Here is a 15,552-nt window from a genome sequence, read left to right as displayed (position 1 = left end):
TTTTGAAATCACCAAGACGAACTGCATTAATTGTCATCATTATTTTAGTCGTTATTGGCATTGCTGCTGGTTCATTTGCTAGTCATCAGATCGCCCAAAAACGACATCAGGAGCGGATCGTTGCCACAACCTATGCAGTGGTTCAGATTGCCGATAAGCTGAAATTACCGTTGGTGGGCATCCCGAATACCGCTAATAAAATACCCGCAAGGTATCAAAATGTGACCAAAATTGGTAACCCAATGAACCCCAGTGCAGAAAAGATTGCCTCCGTTAAGCCGACTGCAGTATATAGCGTCACGACTTTGAAAGATCAGTTTGGCAAATCATTTAAACAGCAACACATCAAGCCCTACTTTTTGAATCTTCAAAGTGTGAGCGACCTTCAGCACGTTGTGACTAAAATGGGTGCTCAGTATGATCGGCAGTCGGAAGCGAAGGCCGCTAACCATGAAATCAATCAAGCGGTTGCCAATGCTAAGCAAAGGGCGAACGGTCGGCAACGGCCACGAGTACTGGTACTCATGGGGCTACCAGGTGCGGGTTATATGATTGCAACCAATCATTCCTACGTTGGTAATCTCGTTCAGCTAGCTGGTGGTCAAAATGTGTTTGCTTCGAAAGACCAAGAGTACATTCAACCCAGTGATGAGGCCATTCAAAAAGCGCGGCCACAGGTTATTTTACGTTTGGAACACGCCATGCCTGAAATGGTGGCCGATCAATTTAACAGTGAATTTAAGTCTCAATCATTTTGGCGTCAAACACCAGCCGTGCAATCAAAGCGGGTTTATGATCTTCAGGAACCTGATTTCGATGCAACGGCTAATATGCATGCAGCAAAGGCATTAGATGAAGTGTCGCAATGGTTGTATCCGGGGAGTAAATAGCATGGTAAAGGAACGTTCAGCATATATTGTCATTTGTATAGCACTCTTTCTGACTGCTATTTTGGCGTTAATGTTAGGCACTCAGTTTTATTCAGTGTCACAGCTGTGGCAGGCCTTGATGGGCAATCAGCCAGCAGTACTTTCAACCGTGCTAACCTTTCGGCTACCCCGAATTATTGCGGCTATGATTGCTGGTGGCATGCTGGCTTCTGCCGGTGCAATCAGTCAATCGGTTTTTCGTAATCGGCTGGCTGATCCGACTATTCTGGGAGTTACGAGTGCCGGTGAGCTTTTCATGCTTATAGGTGGCATGGTGTTACCGGCCTTTGTGCTTGAAAAACAGCTGCTGGCCCTCATTGGTGGACTGGTCGCATTTGCTTTGCTGGCAAACCGGCAGACCTTACGTCACCCCTACCAACTGATTATAGTCGGGGTGGCATTGAACTTAACATTCATGGCACTGACACAGCTGTTTACGAAGGGTATCAATGTTAGTAGCTCCCTGGGATTTAACGGGATTACCTGGTCGTCAGTCGACAGTTTGCTGATAATGGGTTTTATCGGACTAGTGGCAGTGCTGTTGATGGCGCCATGGGCCAACGACCTAAAATTACCGGATGAACAGTTGTCAGCGGTTGGTGTGCCAGTGACGGCCATGCGGTTGGGTTTATTGGCGTTGGTCGTTTATTTATCAGCCGACGTTACAGCTGCCGTGGGGACAATTCCGTTCATCGGGATCATTGTTCCCAACATCGCGCGGTATTTTGTCGGGCATGATTATCAAACCATCCTGCCATTTTCAATGTTAAGTGGGGCTTGGCTATTATTGACCATTGATACAATTGGTCGAATCGTGGTATTGCCGAGTGAGCTATCAGCCGCAACTATCATGGCCGTTATCGGCGGACCGTTCCTGATTATGCTGGTTCAAAGGGGAGGATTCCATGGAATTAAAACAGGTTAATTATGGGTATCCCGGCTCAAAAAACTTAATCACGGATTTCACCGCCGAAGTGCCAACTGGTAAAATTCTGTCAATCATTGGTCAAAATGGTGCGGGCAAGTCGACTTTGTTAAAGTTGCTGATGGGGTCAATTTCACCAAGCTCTGGCACAGTTGAAATCGCGGGTCAGCCGATTGCTGCGCTGTCCAATCGAAAACGAGCAGCTAAAATAGCGCTGGTCAGCCAGCAACACCAAGTCTATGATGAAATGACTGTCAAAGAAGTCGTCAAAACCGGTCGGCTACCGTTTCATTCATTGTTAGCCACGATTCCAGATGATGAAGTACAGCCGTTTTTAAAAACCGTGGATTTAGCGGATGCGTCCGATCAGCCGTTGTCATCGCTATCTGGCGGTCAGCAGCAACGGGTCTGGCTGGCTGCGGCATTGGCTCAAGAACCGCAGTACTTATTTTTAGATGAACCCACAACTTATCTGGATATCCGTTATCAGCATGACTTAATGGCGCTGATTCAGAAGTTGAATGCTGAACAGCAACTGACCGTTGTGATGGTACTACATGATATCAATCAGGCACTGAAAATGAGTGACCAGCTTTGGCTCATTAAGGCAGGTCAGCTTATCAAGGCAGGTTCACCTGCAGCAATCTTAGATGAACAGTTACTCAGTGATGCCTTTGAATTACCAATTAGAATTGTCACAATCGAAAATTATGGGCCGTATGTGATTCAGTTAACGGCCTAATAGCGGTGCAAACCGCTTTTTTTGTCCCAATTTTCAGAATCGATTGGCAGAAGCTTTCAAATAGTGTTAAATATGGTTATAACTGTTGGCATACGGTTATAACCATATTTGAGAGAAGAGGTTGATCCAGATTGAGAGAAATGAGACTTAGTTCAGCATACGTTGTCGCCGGTATGAGTGTGCTGATCGCGATGCAGGTTGTTTTAGGCAGCTTTTTATCAATTCAGTTTTTGATCACAAAAATTACGTTTTCGTTTATTGTGACTGCTATTATGGCCCGATTATTTCCACCGAGATTAACGGCGGTGGCCACAACGATGTCCAGTTTAATCGGTATGTTGCTGTTTCCTAAATTCAGTTTCTTTTTTGGCTTTCTTATTACAGCTGGATTGACCGGCTACACGTTCGGTAAGTTGTTTTACCAAAAGCCAGTGGCCTTGTGGCGGATAATATTAGCTTCGTTCATCGTTACCATGGGCTGGAATTTACTATTAAATAGCCTCTGGCTGCACATCATGTACGGGATGACATGGAACGTGTTATTTGCTACCCGAATCCCGCAAGAACTAATCTCGTTTGTTATCTACAGTGTTTTGATTACGGTCATTTTCAGGGTATTCCCCTTTGACAGATTCATGACAAAGTAGGGCACCGAAAGTTCAATAAAGCAAAAATAGTTGACATTAATGAGTTAAACAGGCATACTACGCGCATTAATTAGGGGGGTGTTGGCATGCTAGCAATCTTGATTGGATTAGTGATTGGCATTGGTCTGCCCATGCAGACCAGTATTAATTCTAGATTAAGAGCCGCGGTAGGCTCGCCGTTTTTAGCCTCACTGGTATCCTTTGGCATCGGCACGGTCTTTCTAGCAGTCATGACCCTGCTGGATCATCGTAGTTTGCTGATAGGTGGCTCTTTCATTAGCAACCGGCCATTTTGGCTATGGTTAGGTGGCCTATTAGGTGTCATCTATTTAACCGGTAACATTATTTTATTTCCCAAATTAGGGAGCGTTCAAACGGTTATTTTCCCAGTGCTGGGACAAATTCTGGCCGGTATTATGATCGATGACTTAGGTTTATTTTACTCACCCGTGAGTCGGTTGACGGTGGTGCGCGGTCTAGGCGCCCTCTTAGTCTTGCTTGGCGTGACGGTTACTGTTGCCGGTAATAGCTGGGTTGAACGAATTACTGGCCAAGCAGGATTAGAGACTGTTGAAGAGCAATCACCTCAAACAGCCCACTTGATGTTATGGCGACTGTTTGGGGTCTTAGCAGGGATGCTGAGTGCTACTCAAACCGCCGTGAACGGTCATTTGGGTGAAGTCTTGGGTTCCAAAATTCAAGCAGCTTACGTTTCCTTTTTAGTGGGAACAATCACCCTGATCGTTATCGTATTCGTATTGCGACCCAAACTGCAATTTCAGCGGGACAGTGGTCATACGCCTTGGTGGATGTGGATCGGTGGCCTGCTTGGTGCACTGTTTGTTTTAGGGAACGTTTATTTGGTACCGATTATTGGCACTGGTTTTGCTGTCATTATCGTGTTGATCGGTTTAATGATCGGCAGCCTGTTGATTGATCAATTCGGCTGGTTATCTTCAGATAAGAATCCGGTGACACTGCTGCAGGTCGGTGGCCTTTTGATCATGATTATCGGTGTGATGATTATTCGAATACTGTAAATTAAAACGGCCTTGGAATTATTTCCAAGGCCGTTTTTGGTAGTGTTATTTTTCGTTATTGTGACGGTTCCGTACCACACTGTGACGGTAACCATAGCCGAAGTAGAATATCAAGCCGATGATCAGCCAAATGAAGAATGCAATCCAAGTGAAGGATTTTAATTCCAACATTAAGATGACACAGAGGATGAACGAAAGAATGGGTAAAACGGGGTAAAATGGAACCCGAAAGGCTGAATCAAGTTCTTTGAATTCTGGATTTCGACGTAAGAAGACAATCCCAATAGACACCATTGCAAATGCGAATAATGTCCCAATATTAACGAGTTCAGTGATTTTATCAATGGGAATCACGCAGGCAAAAAAACTACCTAAAATCCCAAATAACCAAGTGTTAGTCACTGGAACGTGTGTTTTAGTGCTTAGCCGACTGAAAACTCTTGGCAACAAGCCGTCACGACTAATCGCAAAGACCAGTCGGGTACCACCATATAAGAACACCATCAACACCGTTGTCATCCCAATGACAGCTCCAAGTGAGACGATCCCTGACACCCAGTTTTGATGAATGAAATGGAGCGCATATGCTACCGGATCCGCAACGTTTAAGTTGGTATATTTAACCATGCCAACTAAGACTAACGATAATGCAATGTAGAGGATAGTAGCGATGAGCAGTGAACCAATGATGCCCAAAGGCACGTTCTTTTGGGGATTTTTGACTTCTTCCGCTGCTGTTGAAACCGCGTCAAACCCGATATAAGCATAGAACGCAACTGCCGCACCAGAAACAATCCCCTTTACACCAAAGGGTAAGAAAGGATGATAATTTTCAGGCCGGACATAAAAGACACCGACCACAATAAACAAGATGATCACGATAATTTTTAAAATAACCATGATGGCGTTGATTCTTGCTGATTCACGGACACCGCCGATCAGTAAGAATGACAGCAGCATGATGATGATAAATGCTGGCAAATCAAAGAGTGCGCGAGGCATTCCAGCCGTCCCGTAAGCTGCTCGGAAAGCTTCTGGCAGATACCAGTGAAAACCAGCTAAAATATTTTGAAAATAAGAGGACCAACTTGCTGCAACCGCTGAAACGGAGAATAAATATTCTGATACTAACGCCCAACCTAAAATCCAGGCGATAAATTCCCCGAAAACAGCATATATGTATGTATATGCGCTACCAGCCAGAGGAATGGTTGAAGAAAATTCAGAATAGCATAACGCCGCCAAGGAGCAAACTAAGGCAGCCACGACGAATGAGAGGAAGGCACCAGGCCCCGCATATTTGGCTGCAATGATACCGGGTGTGATAAAGATTCCGGCACCCACAATTGCGCCAACTCCCATAGTGATAAGACTAAAAGCTGTTAAGGATTTTTCCAGCCCCGTCTTCTTATAAAGATCGGTTTTAATATCTTTACGAAGGAAGAGCGTGGAAGCCTTCTTTTTCTGACTCATTTCCAAGCTCCTTTCATGAAATGAATAAAATATGGAAAGATGAATATAATATTCTATTATACATCAAACTTTAATAAATAGGGGGCTTATATGAGAATTAGCTTAATAAAGCTCGAAGACTCACCTATTCTAGTTAAAAAAGGGCGGTTTGGCTTGTGCTTTATATAGAGATGTTATAGAATGCTATGAGTGAGGTTACCACGGTAACCCAGTTCGATGATAAAAGAATAGTAGTCAGAAAGTTGGTTTACAGCGAGTTTGGACATGATGGAAGCCAGACAGCCGACCTGACGAAGCGCGCTTTTTAGAATAACATTTTCATAAGTTGAGTGGATAGCAATATCAACAAGAGTGGTACCGCGGGTAGTCTCGTCTCTTACAGTTTTTAATTGTAGGGGAGGGACTTTTTTTGTTGCTCTCAGGCCACAACGTCGATGATCACTGCAGTCAGAATTTAATATGTGAGGAGTTAATACTATGGATTACAAACAGTTTGTCGCTGATACATTAGCACCAGCATTAACGGACGTTCTTTCAGTAGAAGATATTTACCAAAAAATTGAACGTCCTAAGGACACCAATAAGGGTGACTATGCTTTTCCAGCATTCACGCTGGCTAAAACTTTTAAAAAGGCACCTCAGCAGATTGCTGCTGACTTAGTTAAAAAAATTGATACCAGTAAATTTGAAAAGGTAGAAGTTGCGGGCCCTTACTTGAACTTCTTCTTAGATAAAGCGACTTTCAGTGCTCAAATTTTAGGCGATGTTTTGACGCAAGGCGCTGACTATGGTCAAAACCAAGATGGAAATGGCGGAAACGTGCCAATTGACATGTCATCTCCTAACATTGCAAAGCCAATCTCAATGGGCCATTTGCGTTCAACCGTTATTGGTAACTCAATCGCCGAAATCCTGAAAAAGAACGGCTACAAGCCAATCAAAGATAATCACCTGGGTGACTGGGGCACGCAATTCGGTAAGCTGATCACGGCTTACTTGAAGTGGGGCAACGAAGCAGACGTTAAGAAAGATCCCATCACTAACTTAGTTAAATACTACGTGAAGTTCCATAAAGAAGACGTTGAACACCCAGAATTGGACGATGAAGCCCGTGAATGGTTCAGAAAGCTTGAAAACGGCGACCAAGAAGCACACCATCTCTGGTCATGGTTCCGTGATGAATCATTGAAGGCCTTCAACGCCATTTATGACAAGTTGGGTGTTAAGTTTGATACCTATAATGGTGAAGCTTTTTACAACGATAAGATGCAGGGTGTCATTGATACCCTTAAGGAAAAAGGCTTGCTGAAGGAGTCTCAAGGTGCCCAAGTGGTCAACCTTGAAAAATATGATTTAAACCCAGCTTTGATTTTGAAGAGTGATGGTGCATCACTTTACATCACCCGTGATATCGCTACCGCGGTTTACCGGGAAAACACTTATCACCCAGCAATGAACCTTTACGTTGTTGGTTCTGAACAAATGTATTACTTCAAGCAATTAAAGGCCGTCTTATTGGAAATGGGCTTACCATCTGCTAAAGACTTACACCACATTCCATTTGGTCTGATTACGGTTAATGGTAAGAAATTGTCAACGCGTTCTGGTCGGATTATTTTGCTGGACGAAGTGTTGGATGACGCTATTTCAATGGCCCAAAAGCAAATTGCTGAAAAGAACCCTGACTTACCAAACAAAGATGCAGTTGCTAAGCAGGTCGGTGTCGGTGCAATTATTTTCGGTGATTTGAAGAACGAACGGATGAACAGCATTGACTTTAACCTTGAAGAACAACTGAAGTTTGAGGGTGAAACTGGTCCTTACGTTCAATACGCACATGCCCGTGCAGAAAGTATTTTACGTAAAGCTGCTGACGTGACGATTCCAACCGATGGTGCAAAAATTTCTGATCCAGAAGCTTGGGAAACCATTAAGACTTTGGCTGATTTCCCTGCCACAGTCGTTGAAGCTTTAAAGGAATTTGAACCATCAGATATTGCCAAATTTGCGATCCGTTTGGCTAAGGCATTCAATAAGTACTATGCTCACTCAAAGATTTTAGCTGACGATGCAGAAAAGCCAGCTCGTTTGGCACTTGTTAAGAGTGTCTCAACTGTTTTGAAAGAATCACTTCGTCTATTGGGTGTTGAAGCACCGGATGAAATGTAATTTGAGTGTGTGACAAAACTCGGTAGATTTTAGAATTTAATGTAAGATAGGCCCATCCCGGCGAACTTTGACGGGGTGGGCCTATCTTACGTTAAATGGCCAGAATTTGAGTTAAAAAGTAGCTGAGTTGTGTGCTCAGCTGCCTTTTTGTTACCCAAAATTTTCTGACAAAATCTCGCCAACATTAAAAATGTATTAATGTTCAAGCTATCATTTTTAACATTATCCAAAGTATTCCTGAATTTATATTAGTTGCGATAACGTTAAAATGGCATTAATAACTGAATTTTAGGTTTTGGGCCATTAATTTATATTCCGATTTATACTCACTTTGAATAGATATTTAAAATCTAGCTTTCTTTTCTTTTTTCATTTTGTTATAATAATCATTGTATTAGTACAGTTAAAGGGGGCTGCATTAGGATGAAAAAAAGTATTCGGCAATCACGGATTGAACAATTGATCAATCAGTATCCGATTGGGACACAAGAAGACCTAATGCGTCATCTAAATGAAATTGGGATTAAGGCGACGCAAGCAACGATCTCACGTGATATTCGCGAGATGCAGGTTGTCAAAGCCCAAGATGGCCATGGACACTTGCGTTATACAATTTTTAAGCCCGGAAATAAATCAGAAGAAGAACACCTACGAGAAACCATTAACGAAGTTGTTATTGGTTTAACGCGAATTGAATTTATGAATGTCATCAAGACCTTACCAAGTAACGGAAATCTGTTAGCCGCAATTTTAGATGACTTGAAATTACCTGAAGTTGTGGGAACGTTAGCTGGTCATGATACGATCTTAGTCATTAGTCCAAATGCTGAAGTTGCTCAGCAATTGAACGATGAAATTGCTGAAAACATGAATCCTGACATTGTTCACTAACAGCTTGCAGGGTCTAAACCACGCCATCACTGGTGTGGTTTTTTTATATTAAGCTCCGTTAAAATTTAGGGTGTTTTTAAGCCGTCTTTATAAATTATGATAGAATTAAAAGTGCAAATCTTTAACTGTTGAGGAAAAAGAATGAATAACAATCGGGGAAATCAATCAAAACAGGGATTTAAAGCCATGATGTCGCCATATTACCAAAGGTTTAAACGCCATTTTAGCAGATTTTGGCATCGGTATCAGCTCACTCGCTGGCTAATTGTCGGCATTTTAACGCTCATTTTTGTGATCAGCGCTACGCTGACTTTTCAGGCTAAAACGGCTAATGTGGGTGATTTAAAAGCACAGTTGGAAAAAACAACTTATATTTATGATAAAAGTAATCAAAGAGCGGGGTCTCTTTACAAGCAAAAAGGGACATTTGTTTCACTTAACCGAATTTCACCAAACGTTCAAAAAGCGGTTATTTCAACTGAAGACCGCAACTTTTACCATGAACACGGATTCTCCGTCAAGGGGATTGCGCGGGCCTTCTTTTTGCTGGCTAAGAATAAATTGCTTCACCGCGACTATATCAGTGGCGGGGGTAGTACGCTGACTCAGCAGCTGGTTAAGAATGCTTTTTTGACTCAGGAACAAACGCTTACTCGGAAATTAAAGGAAATCTTCTTAGCCATTGAAGTTGAAAATGTCTATTCTAAGCAGGATATTCTATCAATGTATCTGAACAATGCTTATTTTGGGAATGGTGTCTGGGGTGTCCAAGATGCTGCCCATAAGTATTTTGGTACTGACGCTGCGCATTTAACGGTACCGGAATCAGCTGTGTTAGCGGGCATGTTAACGTCACCTAGCGGCTTTAATCCGATTGACCACCCTCAGGCCTCAAAAGACCGACGTAATGTGGTCTTGGGCTTAATGGCGGAAACGGGTGCCATCACCAAATCGCAGGCAACGAGCTATCAGCAGACGCCACTAACCACTCAGGATACTTATCAGTATAAGGATTCTTATCGTTACCCGTACTATTTTGATGCGGTTATTGATGAAGCAATCTCCAAGTATGGTTTAACCGAATCGGATATTATGAATCACGGTTATAAGATTTACACGTATTTGGATCAAAACTATCAGGCGCGGTTGCAGGAAAACTTTAAGAATGATTACTTGTTCCCGCAAAATTCAACTGACGGCACCAAAGTCCAAGCAGCTTCTGTTGCGGTTAATCCAAATAATGGTGGGGTGATGGCCGTTGTCGGCGGTCGTGGTAAACACGTCTTCCGGGGCTATAACCGCGCAACTCAAGTCAAGCGGCAGCCAGGATCCACGATGAAGCCATTGGCCGTTTATACCCCAGCGTTGGAGAACGGTTACTTCTATGATTCAGAGCTGCAAAACAAGAAGACTTCATACGGTAGTAATCATTACACACCTAAAAATTATAACAACGTTTATACCGGCAAAATGCCGATGTATGAAGCACTGGCTAATAGTGTGAACGCGCCAGCAGTTTGGCTATTAAATAAAATTGGTGTTGATAAGGGTTATGAGTCTGTTAAAAAGTTTGGGATTCCGGTTACAAAATCAGATAAAAACTTGGCCTTAGCGTTAGGTGGTTTGAACAAAGGGGTCTCGCCGCAGGAATTAGCGGGGGCCTACACTGCTTTTGCGAATAATGGGACCAGAACGGATACCCACTATATTCGTAAAATTGTTGATGCTTCAGGTAATGTCATCGTTGATAACCCTAGAGTTGCAACTCATGATGTCATGACCCCTAAAGTGGCCAAGCAGATGACCAGTATGATGCTGGGCGTTTTCAATAATGGGACTGGTGCCACAGCCAAACCATATGGTTATTCGGTTGCTGGTAAAACAGGGAGTACTGAAGCTGATGACACTGGCGACGGCGATGCTACCCGTGATAAATGGATCGTGGGCTATACCCCAGACGTGGTTTTAACCACCTGGGAAGGTTTTGACAATACCAACAAGAACCACCATTTGGAAAACTTAAGCGGCACGGGAGTTGGTCCGTTGTTTAAGACAGAAATGGAAGAAATCCTGCCGTATACCAAGCAAACGCAATTTGATACGCAGGATGCGTCAACTTTAGCGAAGGCCTCTCAATCAGATGATAACTTCTGGGACAGCGTTCAAAAGGGCGCTGGCGATGTGGGTGACCAGATTGAACAGGGTGCAAATAACGCCGCCGATACCGTCAAGAAATGGTGGCAAGGTGCCTTCGGCAATTAATGAGTGGTGAATTGGCTAGAATTTATTTCAGCAAATTCGGTGACCAGTAAACCGGTTCCTTTTGTAAAGGTTACCAATTCCCGCCCAATCCCTATTCCCAGCTTTCGCACGTTCTCATTTCATGATACAATATGAGGGTATTGAAGACAGGAGGAAGCTATTAATGGCAGACATTTTAAAGACCGCCGGCGAATTACGTGACGAGTTAGAAAGCTCTGACGAGTTTACGGCATTACAAAGCGCATACAACACGATGAAGGCAGATTCAGAGGCCTACGATTTATTTAAGAAATTTCAGGCATTACAACTGAAGCTGCAACAAAAGCAGATGCAGGGACAGCAACCTGATGAAGATGAAATGAAACAGGCTCAAGACTTAGCCACTAAGGTTCGTGATACGGATCTCATCAAAGCATTGATGGAAAAAGAAAAAGACGTCAACCAATTACTGGCTAAATTAAACAATGAAATTACGAAACCCATTCAAAGCCTCTACCAAAACTAGATAGGTATTTGATGGCTGGGTGAAATAGATTAAAAACGTCGAAGAACTTTCTTCGGCGTTTTTTAGGAGTTGACTAACAGTGAAATTTATTCACGCTGCGGATTTACATTTAGACAGCCCGTTTGAAGGCTTGCAACGGCTGCCTAAAGCATTATGGCAGCAGATACACGAAGCACCGTTTAAGGCGACTGAAAAAATGGTCACGGATGCTATCGACGAGCAAGTAGACTTTGTTTTACTTGTTGGTGACTTATTTGACCGTGAGACTCAAAGTGTCTCGGCTCAAGTGTTCTTAAATGAACAATTGCAGCGGCTGATCGATGCTGGAATCGCGGTCTTTGTGAGTTTTGGCAACCATGATTATTTAACGGCTGACCAGACGCTTTCCCTACCAGAGGGCGTCACCGTTTTTGGCAGTGACGTGACGACTGAATTACTGACCACCGCTGACCATAGCCGGGTAGCCATCAGTGGTTTTAGTTATGCTGATCGCTGGCTTGAAGAAGACGTCGTTGAAAAGTTTCCTAAACGGAGCACAGCTGATTTTCAGATTGGAATGCTGCATGGTGCCCAGAAACAGGGGGAGTCTAACCATTACGCGCCGTTTACCGTTGGGGAGCTGGCAGCGACTAACTATGATTACTGGGCCTTGGGCCATATTCATAAACCTGGCGTCTTAGCCAAACAGCCACCCATTATTTACTCGGGGACGATTCAGGGGCGGCATAAACTTGAATCAGGTGAGCACGGCTATCAACTCGTTAGTTCCCAAGGTCAGCAGTTAAGGCGGCAATTTGTGGCAGTCGATCAGGTGCGCTGGGCTTCACTGTCGCTGGCAGTTGATGAAGAGACTACGGATGACAGTCTGATTCAGGCTGTTCAAGCAGCTTTATTAGAAATGAAGACAGCTGTTTTTCAACTTATCGATTTGAAATTAACTGGTATTGAAAAACTATCTGCCAGTTTGCTAAGCCGATTAAATGACGGGACCTGGCTTGAACGCCTGGATCAGGCACAGAAAAAAGCCTACCGTCAATCTCAAGCGTGGGTTTACGAAGTGACGGTTCAGCCCAGCAGTCAACCCGTGCGGTATGCTAAGCTGGACGCGGCCTACTGGCAACGGGCGCAGGAGACTGTCTTTACGCCGGACAACGTCGAAATGACAGCCGGTAAATTAATGCAGTACGCGTTTATTGCGAATCATTTACGAGACCCCAAAACAACGGCTAAGTTAATGGATCAAGCCAAGAATGATTTATTGGCTCAATCACGTTTGGAGGAAGAAAACGATGCAGATCACGACGATTAAAATATACGGGTTTGGTAAATTTCATGATAAAACAATCAACCTGTCTGATCAGTTTTCACTCCTCTACGGCGAAAACGAGGCTGGTAAATCAACTTTAGTGGCCTTCATTACTAGTATGCTGTTTGGCTTTGAGACCGCCAAGCACCGGTATGCGATGTACCAGCCGAAACAGGGGTCACAATATGGTGGCGAGCTTTACTTCAGTCATGCTCAAAACGATTACTGGCTTAAACGGATAGGCGGTACGCACGGCGGCCACGTTACTTTTCGCAATTTAACGACGGATACGCCACTAACTAAAGATGATTTGGCGCAATTATTACAACCCCTAAACAAGGAATTATTTTTCCAAATCTTTTGCTTTGGTGAACGGGAATTACAAGCTATTTTTGATTTGAACCGGTTTGACCTCGTGCGGCGAATTCAGCGAATTGGCGCGATCGGCAGTGAAAACTGGATCAGCCTGACGCAAGAGCTGACGGCTTCAGCGGGCGAGCTTTACAAACCGAGAGGCCGTGTTCAGCCCCTTGTACGGCTGCTGCGAGAATACGATGAATTATCAGCAAAAATCAGTACGACTAAGGCGCAATTTCAACAGTATCAAACCCTGCAGACTGATGCTCAGCAAACCACAGCAAACTTGACTGAAACCCAACAGCAATTAAAAAAAATGACCGGCGAATTTAACCAGTATCAGCGGTTAATTTCAATTTATCCGCAGTATCAACAGCTTAAAACGACAGCACCAGTTCGTTCAGAAAACTTGATCAGCACTGCTGACTGGCAAAAAGCAACTCGCCTAGCAACGGCGATTAAACAACTAAAGCAGGACTTAACAGCTCAAGCAGAAACGATCAAGCAGCAACAAGCAGCGCATACTTCTAGTGAAGCACAGCAATTTTATACGGCGCATCAGCAGCAAATTGACCAGTTAGCAACCCAAATGCCAGCTATGAAGCAGCTGGCAGAACGCCAGCAGTCAAATGAAGCGCAGCTGGCAACCGTTAGTCAGCAATTAGATAAACTGACACAGCAATATGGCTCCTCTTTAGGCGATTTAAAAGCGTTAACGTCAGGCGAGCAACAACAAATTGCCGGTTTATTTGATCAACAGCAGCATTTAAGTATTGAACGGGATTCGAGAGCCGACCAGCGACAGGAACGCCAAAGAGCATTTGAGCAACTACGCCAAAAAGCGGCGAGTGATACGTCTTCCGGAATGGATTTGAAATGGCTTATTTTCGGTGCCGTGGTGGTCTTAGTCTGCTTATTTACGCTCAGTGGCATTCTGCGTACCATTGGTGGCATTACGGGAATGCTGATCGCGGGTTATGGCATCTTTAAGCCCATTATTACCGGCAATCAGCAATCCGCGATTGATTCTCAAATGGCCTTATTGTCCTCCCAATTGGATCAAGACCGCCGGAAACTGGCAATACTTGATCAGCAATTGATTGATGCAGACGCACAGGTCACACAATTTGGAGCTGAACATGGGCTGCAAGGTTTTGCGCCTGAACGTTGGCTTGATTTACAGACTGATATTGGTCAATTTCAAGCGGCCAATGCCCAGCAGATTCGGTTACAGGAGCAGCAAAACCAGCTCAGTCAAAATGTTCGCGCTTTTCTGACCCAGTGGCAATTTGCTGGTGAAGTGATCAGTTTAAGCGGCAGTTACGCTTATCAGCTGCAGCAGATCGATCAATTTCTGTCCGAAAGACGGGATGAGGGTCAGCAGCTGCATTGGGCAAACGAAGCGTTGACGACGAGTACGCAACGGCAGACCGAGCTTGAAAAGCAGTTACAACGTCAACAAGGTGAGCTAACGGCTTTATTTACTCAGTATCGAGTCACCACATTGACTGAATTCGAACAGCAGTACCAGCGAGATCAAGCCATTACTCAGCAAAATCAGCGCCGAGCCATACTGAATGCACAGCTGTCGGAAAACGAGCGGCAGATATTAGACAATAGTGGATCACAAGAGGACCTTAAAGCGACCATTCGACAAATTCAAATGCAGCAGTCGGCTAAACAGCAGCAACAGTCTGAATTACTGAATCAGTCGAGTCAGCAGCAGTATCAGCTGCAACGGCTGGCCTCTAGTGATAAGTACCAAACGCTGTTGCAGCAGCAAGCGGATTTGCAAACGGAGATCATTGTTTTAACGGATGAGTGGCTGACCAAGAAGCTCTTGATCAACTGGATCGATCAAACACTGATCAATGCTTCTCAAGGTCGCCAACCGCAGATTATTAAAGTGGCTGAAGGATTCTTCAAGCAAATTACTGGGAATCGGTACCGGCAGATTATTTTTACGGATCAAACAGTTCAAGTGACCCGCGCGGACGATTTGACCTTTGACGTTGGTGAATTATCCAGTGGGACCGCAGAACAGCTTTATGTTGCCTTACGGTTTGCCTTTACCAAGGTGATGGCGGATGTGATCGCCATGCCGATTATTATTGACGATGCGTTTGTCAACTTTGACCGGCAGCGGACACAATCTGCAATGGCGATGCTGAAACAGCTGGCGCAAACGAGTCAGGTTATTTATCTGACGGCTAACCATGATAATCTAGCACTTGTGGCAGATAACGAGATCTACCAGTTAGCTGGCAAGTCAGTTTGAAAAAATGTAGAATTAGTTTAAACGAGGG

The 15,552-nt window shown here is 44.1% G+C and carries 12 protein-coding genes; 11 read left to right on the top strand and 1 reads right to left on the bottom strand.

The genetic code is table 11. The features are described from left to right. Positions 1-2 precede the first annotated feature (2 nt). From isdE to IWT5_RS01800, 5 genes are all read left to right on the top strand, one after another. Positions 3-890 (top strand): heme ABC transporter substrate-binding protein IsdE, encoded by an 888-nt coding sequence (gene isdE, locus IWT5_RS01820; protein WP_089108252.1) that lies wholly within the window; start codon positions 3-5, stop codon positions 888-890. 1 nt (position 891) lies between these two features. Further along, positions 892-1,854 carry a FecCD family ABC transporter permease gene (locus tag IWT5_RS01815; protein ID WP_089108251.1) on the top strand — a complete coding sequence of 321 codons (963 nt, stop codon included), beginning with the start codon at positions 892-894 and terminating at the stop codon, positions 1,852-1,854. Then, a complete protein-coding gene (locus IWT5_RS01810) occupies positions 1,835-2,596 on the top strand; it encodes an ABC transporter ATP-binding protein (protein WP_089108250.1) in 762 nt (253 codons plus the stop codon). The genes IWT5_RS01815 and IWT5_RS01810 overlap by 20 nt, the downstream gene beginning before the upstream one ends. Before the next feature lie 140 nt (positions 2,597-2,736). Next, positions 2,737-3,243 carry a folate family ECF transporter S component gene (locus tag IWT5_RS01805; RefSeq protein WP_089108249.1) on the top strand — a complete coding sequence of 169 codons (507 nt, stop codon included), beginning with the start codon at positions 2,737-2,739 and terminating at the stop codon, positions 3,241-3,243. 86 nt (positions 3,244-3,329) lie between these two features. Further along, the gene (locus IWT5_RS01800) at positions 3,330-4,283 is read left to right on the top strand and encodes a DMT family transporter (RefSeq protein ID WP_089108248.1); all 954 of its coding nucleotides are present in this window, start codon (positions 3,330-3,332) and stop codon (positions 4,281-4,283) included. Positions 4,284-4,328: 45 nt separating this feature from the next. On the opposite strand, the gene IWT5_RS01795 is transcribed toward IWT5_RS01800, so the two are convergent. Then, positions 4,329-5,756 (bottom strand): APC family permease, encoded by a 1,428-nt coding sequence (locus IWT5_RS01795; RefSeq protein ID WP_089108247.1) that lies wholly within the window; start codon positions 5,754-5,756, stop codon positions 4,329-4,331. Between the two features lie 477 nt (positions 5,757-6,233). Between IWT5_RS01795 and argS the strand changes: the two genes are divergently transcribed. From argS to IWT5_RS01765, 6 genes are all read left to right on the top strand, one after another. Continuing rightward, the gene (gene argS / locus IWT5_RS01790) at positions 6,234-7,925 is read left to right on the top strand and encodes an arginine--tRNA ligase (protein WP_089108246.1); all 1,692 of its coding nucleotides are present in this window, start codon (positions 6,234-6,236) and stop codon (positions 7,923-7,925) included. Positions 7,926-8,348: 423 nt separating this feature from the next. Further along, complete coding sequence (argR, locus tag IWT5_RS01785) at positions 8,349-8,816, top strand: arginine repressor (RefSeq protein ID WP_089108245.1); 468 nt, start codon at positions 8,349-8,351, stop codon at positions 8,814-8,816. Positions 8,817-8,957: 141 nt separating this feature from the next. Next, positions 8,958-11,078, top strand: a complete 2,121-nt coding sequence (locus IWT5_RS01780) for a transglycosylase domain-containing protein (RefSeq protein ID WP_089108244.1) — start codon at positions 8,958-8,960, stop codon at positions 11,076-11,078. A 163-nt stretch (positions 11,079-11,241) separates the two neighbouring features. Beyond that, positions 11,242-11,583, top strand: coding sequence for a YlbF family regulator (locus IWT5_RS01775; RefSeq protein ID WP_089108243.1), 342 nt, complete (start codon positions 11,242-11,244; stop codon positions 11,581-11,583). A gap of 79 nt (positions 11,584-11,662) precedes the next feature. Continuing rightward, complete coding sequence (locus IWT5_RS01770; protein WP_089108242.1) at positions 11,663-12,892, top strand: metallophosphoesterase family protein; 1,230 nt, start codon at positions 11,663-11,665, stop codon at positions 12,890-12,892. Beyond that, complete coding sequence (locus tag IWT5_RS01765) at positions 12,873-15,524, top strand: ATP-binding protein (RefSeq protein WP_159459263.1); 2,652 nt, start codon at positions 12,873-12,875, stop codon at positions 15,522-15,524. Before IWT5_RS01770 ends, IWT5_RS01765 begins: the two co-directional genes overlap by 20 nt. Positions 15,525-15,552: the final 28 nt, after the last annotated feature.

The sequence above is a fragment of the Secundilactobacillus mixtipabuli genome (assembly GCF_002217925.1).
Taxonomy (GTDB): Bacteria; Bacillota; Bacilli; order Lactobacillales; family Lactobacillaceae; genus Secundilactobacillus; species Secundilactobacillus mixtipabuli.
The sequence above is the reverse complement of the archived record's forward strand: the minus strand, read 5'-3'. Positions and strand labels throughout refer to the sequence as shown.

Coding starts and splice junctions, on each gene's coding strand:
- IWT5_RS01815 (WP_089108251.1), top strand. CDS start 892: ATGGTAAAGGAACGTTCAGCATATATTGTCATTTGTATAGCACTCTTT.
- IWT5_RS01810 (WP_089108250.1), top strand. CDS start 1,835: ATGGAATTAAAACAGGTTAATTATGGGTATCCCGGCTCAAAAAACTTA.
- IWT5_RS01805 (WP_089108249.1), top strand. CDS start 2,737: ATGAGACTTAGTTCAGCATACGTTGTCGCCGGTATGAGTGTGCTGATC.
- IWT5_RS01800 (WP_089108248.1), top strand. CDS start 3,330: ATGCTAGCAATCTTGATTGGATTAGTGATTGGCATTGGTCTGCCCATG.
- IWT5_RS01795 (WP_089108247.1), bottom strand. CDS start 5,756: ATGAGTCAGAAAAAGAAGGCTTCCACGCTCTTCCTTCGTAAAGATATT.
- argS (WP_089108246.1), top strand. CDS start 6,234: ATGGATTACAAACAGTTTGTCGCTGATACATTAGCACCAGCATTAACG.
- argR (WP_089108245.1), top strand. CDS start 8,349: ATGAAAAAAAGTATTCGGCAATCACGGATTGAACAATTGATCAATCAG.
- IWT5_RS01780 (WP_089108244.1), top strand. CDS start 8,958: ATGAATAACAATCGGGGAAATCAATCAAAACAGGGATTTAAAGCCATG.
- IWT5_RS01775 (WP_089108243.1), top strand. CDS start 11,242: ATGGCAGACATTTTAAAGACCGCCGGCGAATTACGTGACGAGTTAGAA.
- IWT5_RS01765 (WP_159459263.1), top strand. CDS start 12,873: ATGCAGATCACGACGATTAAAATATACGGGTTTGGTAAATTTCATGAT.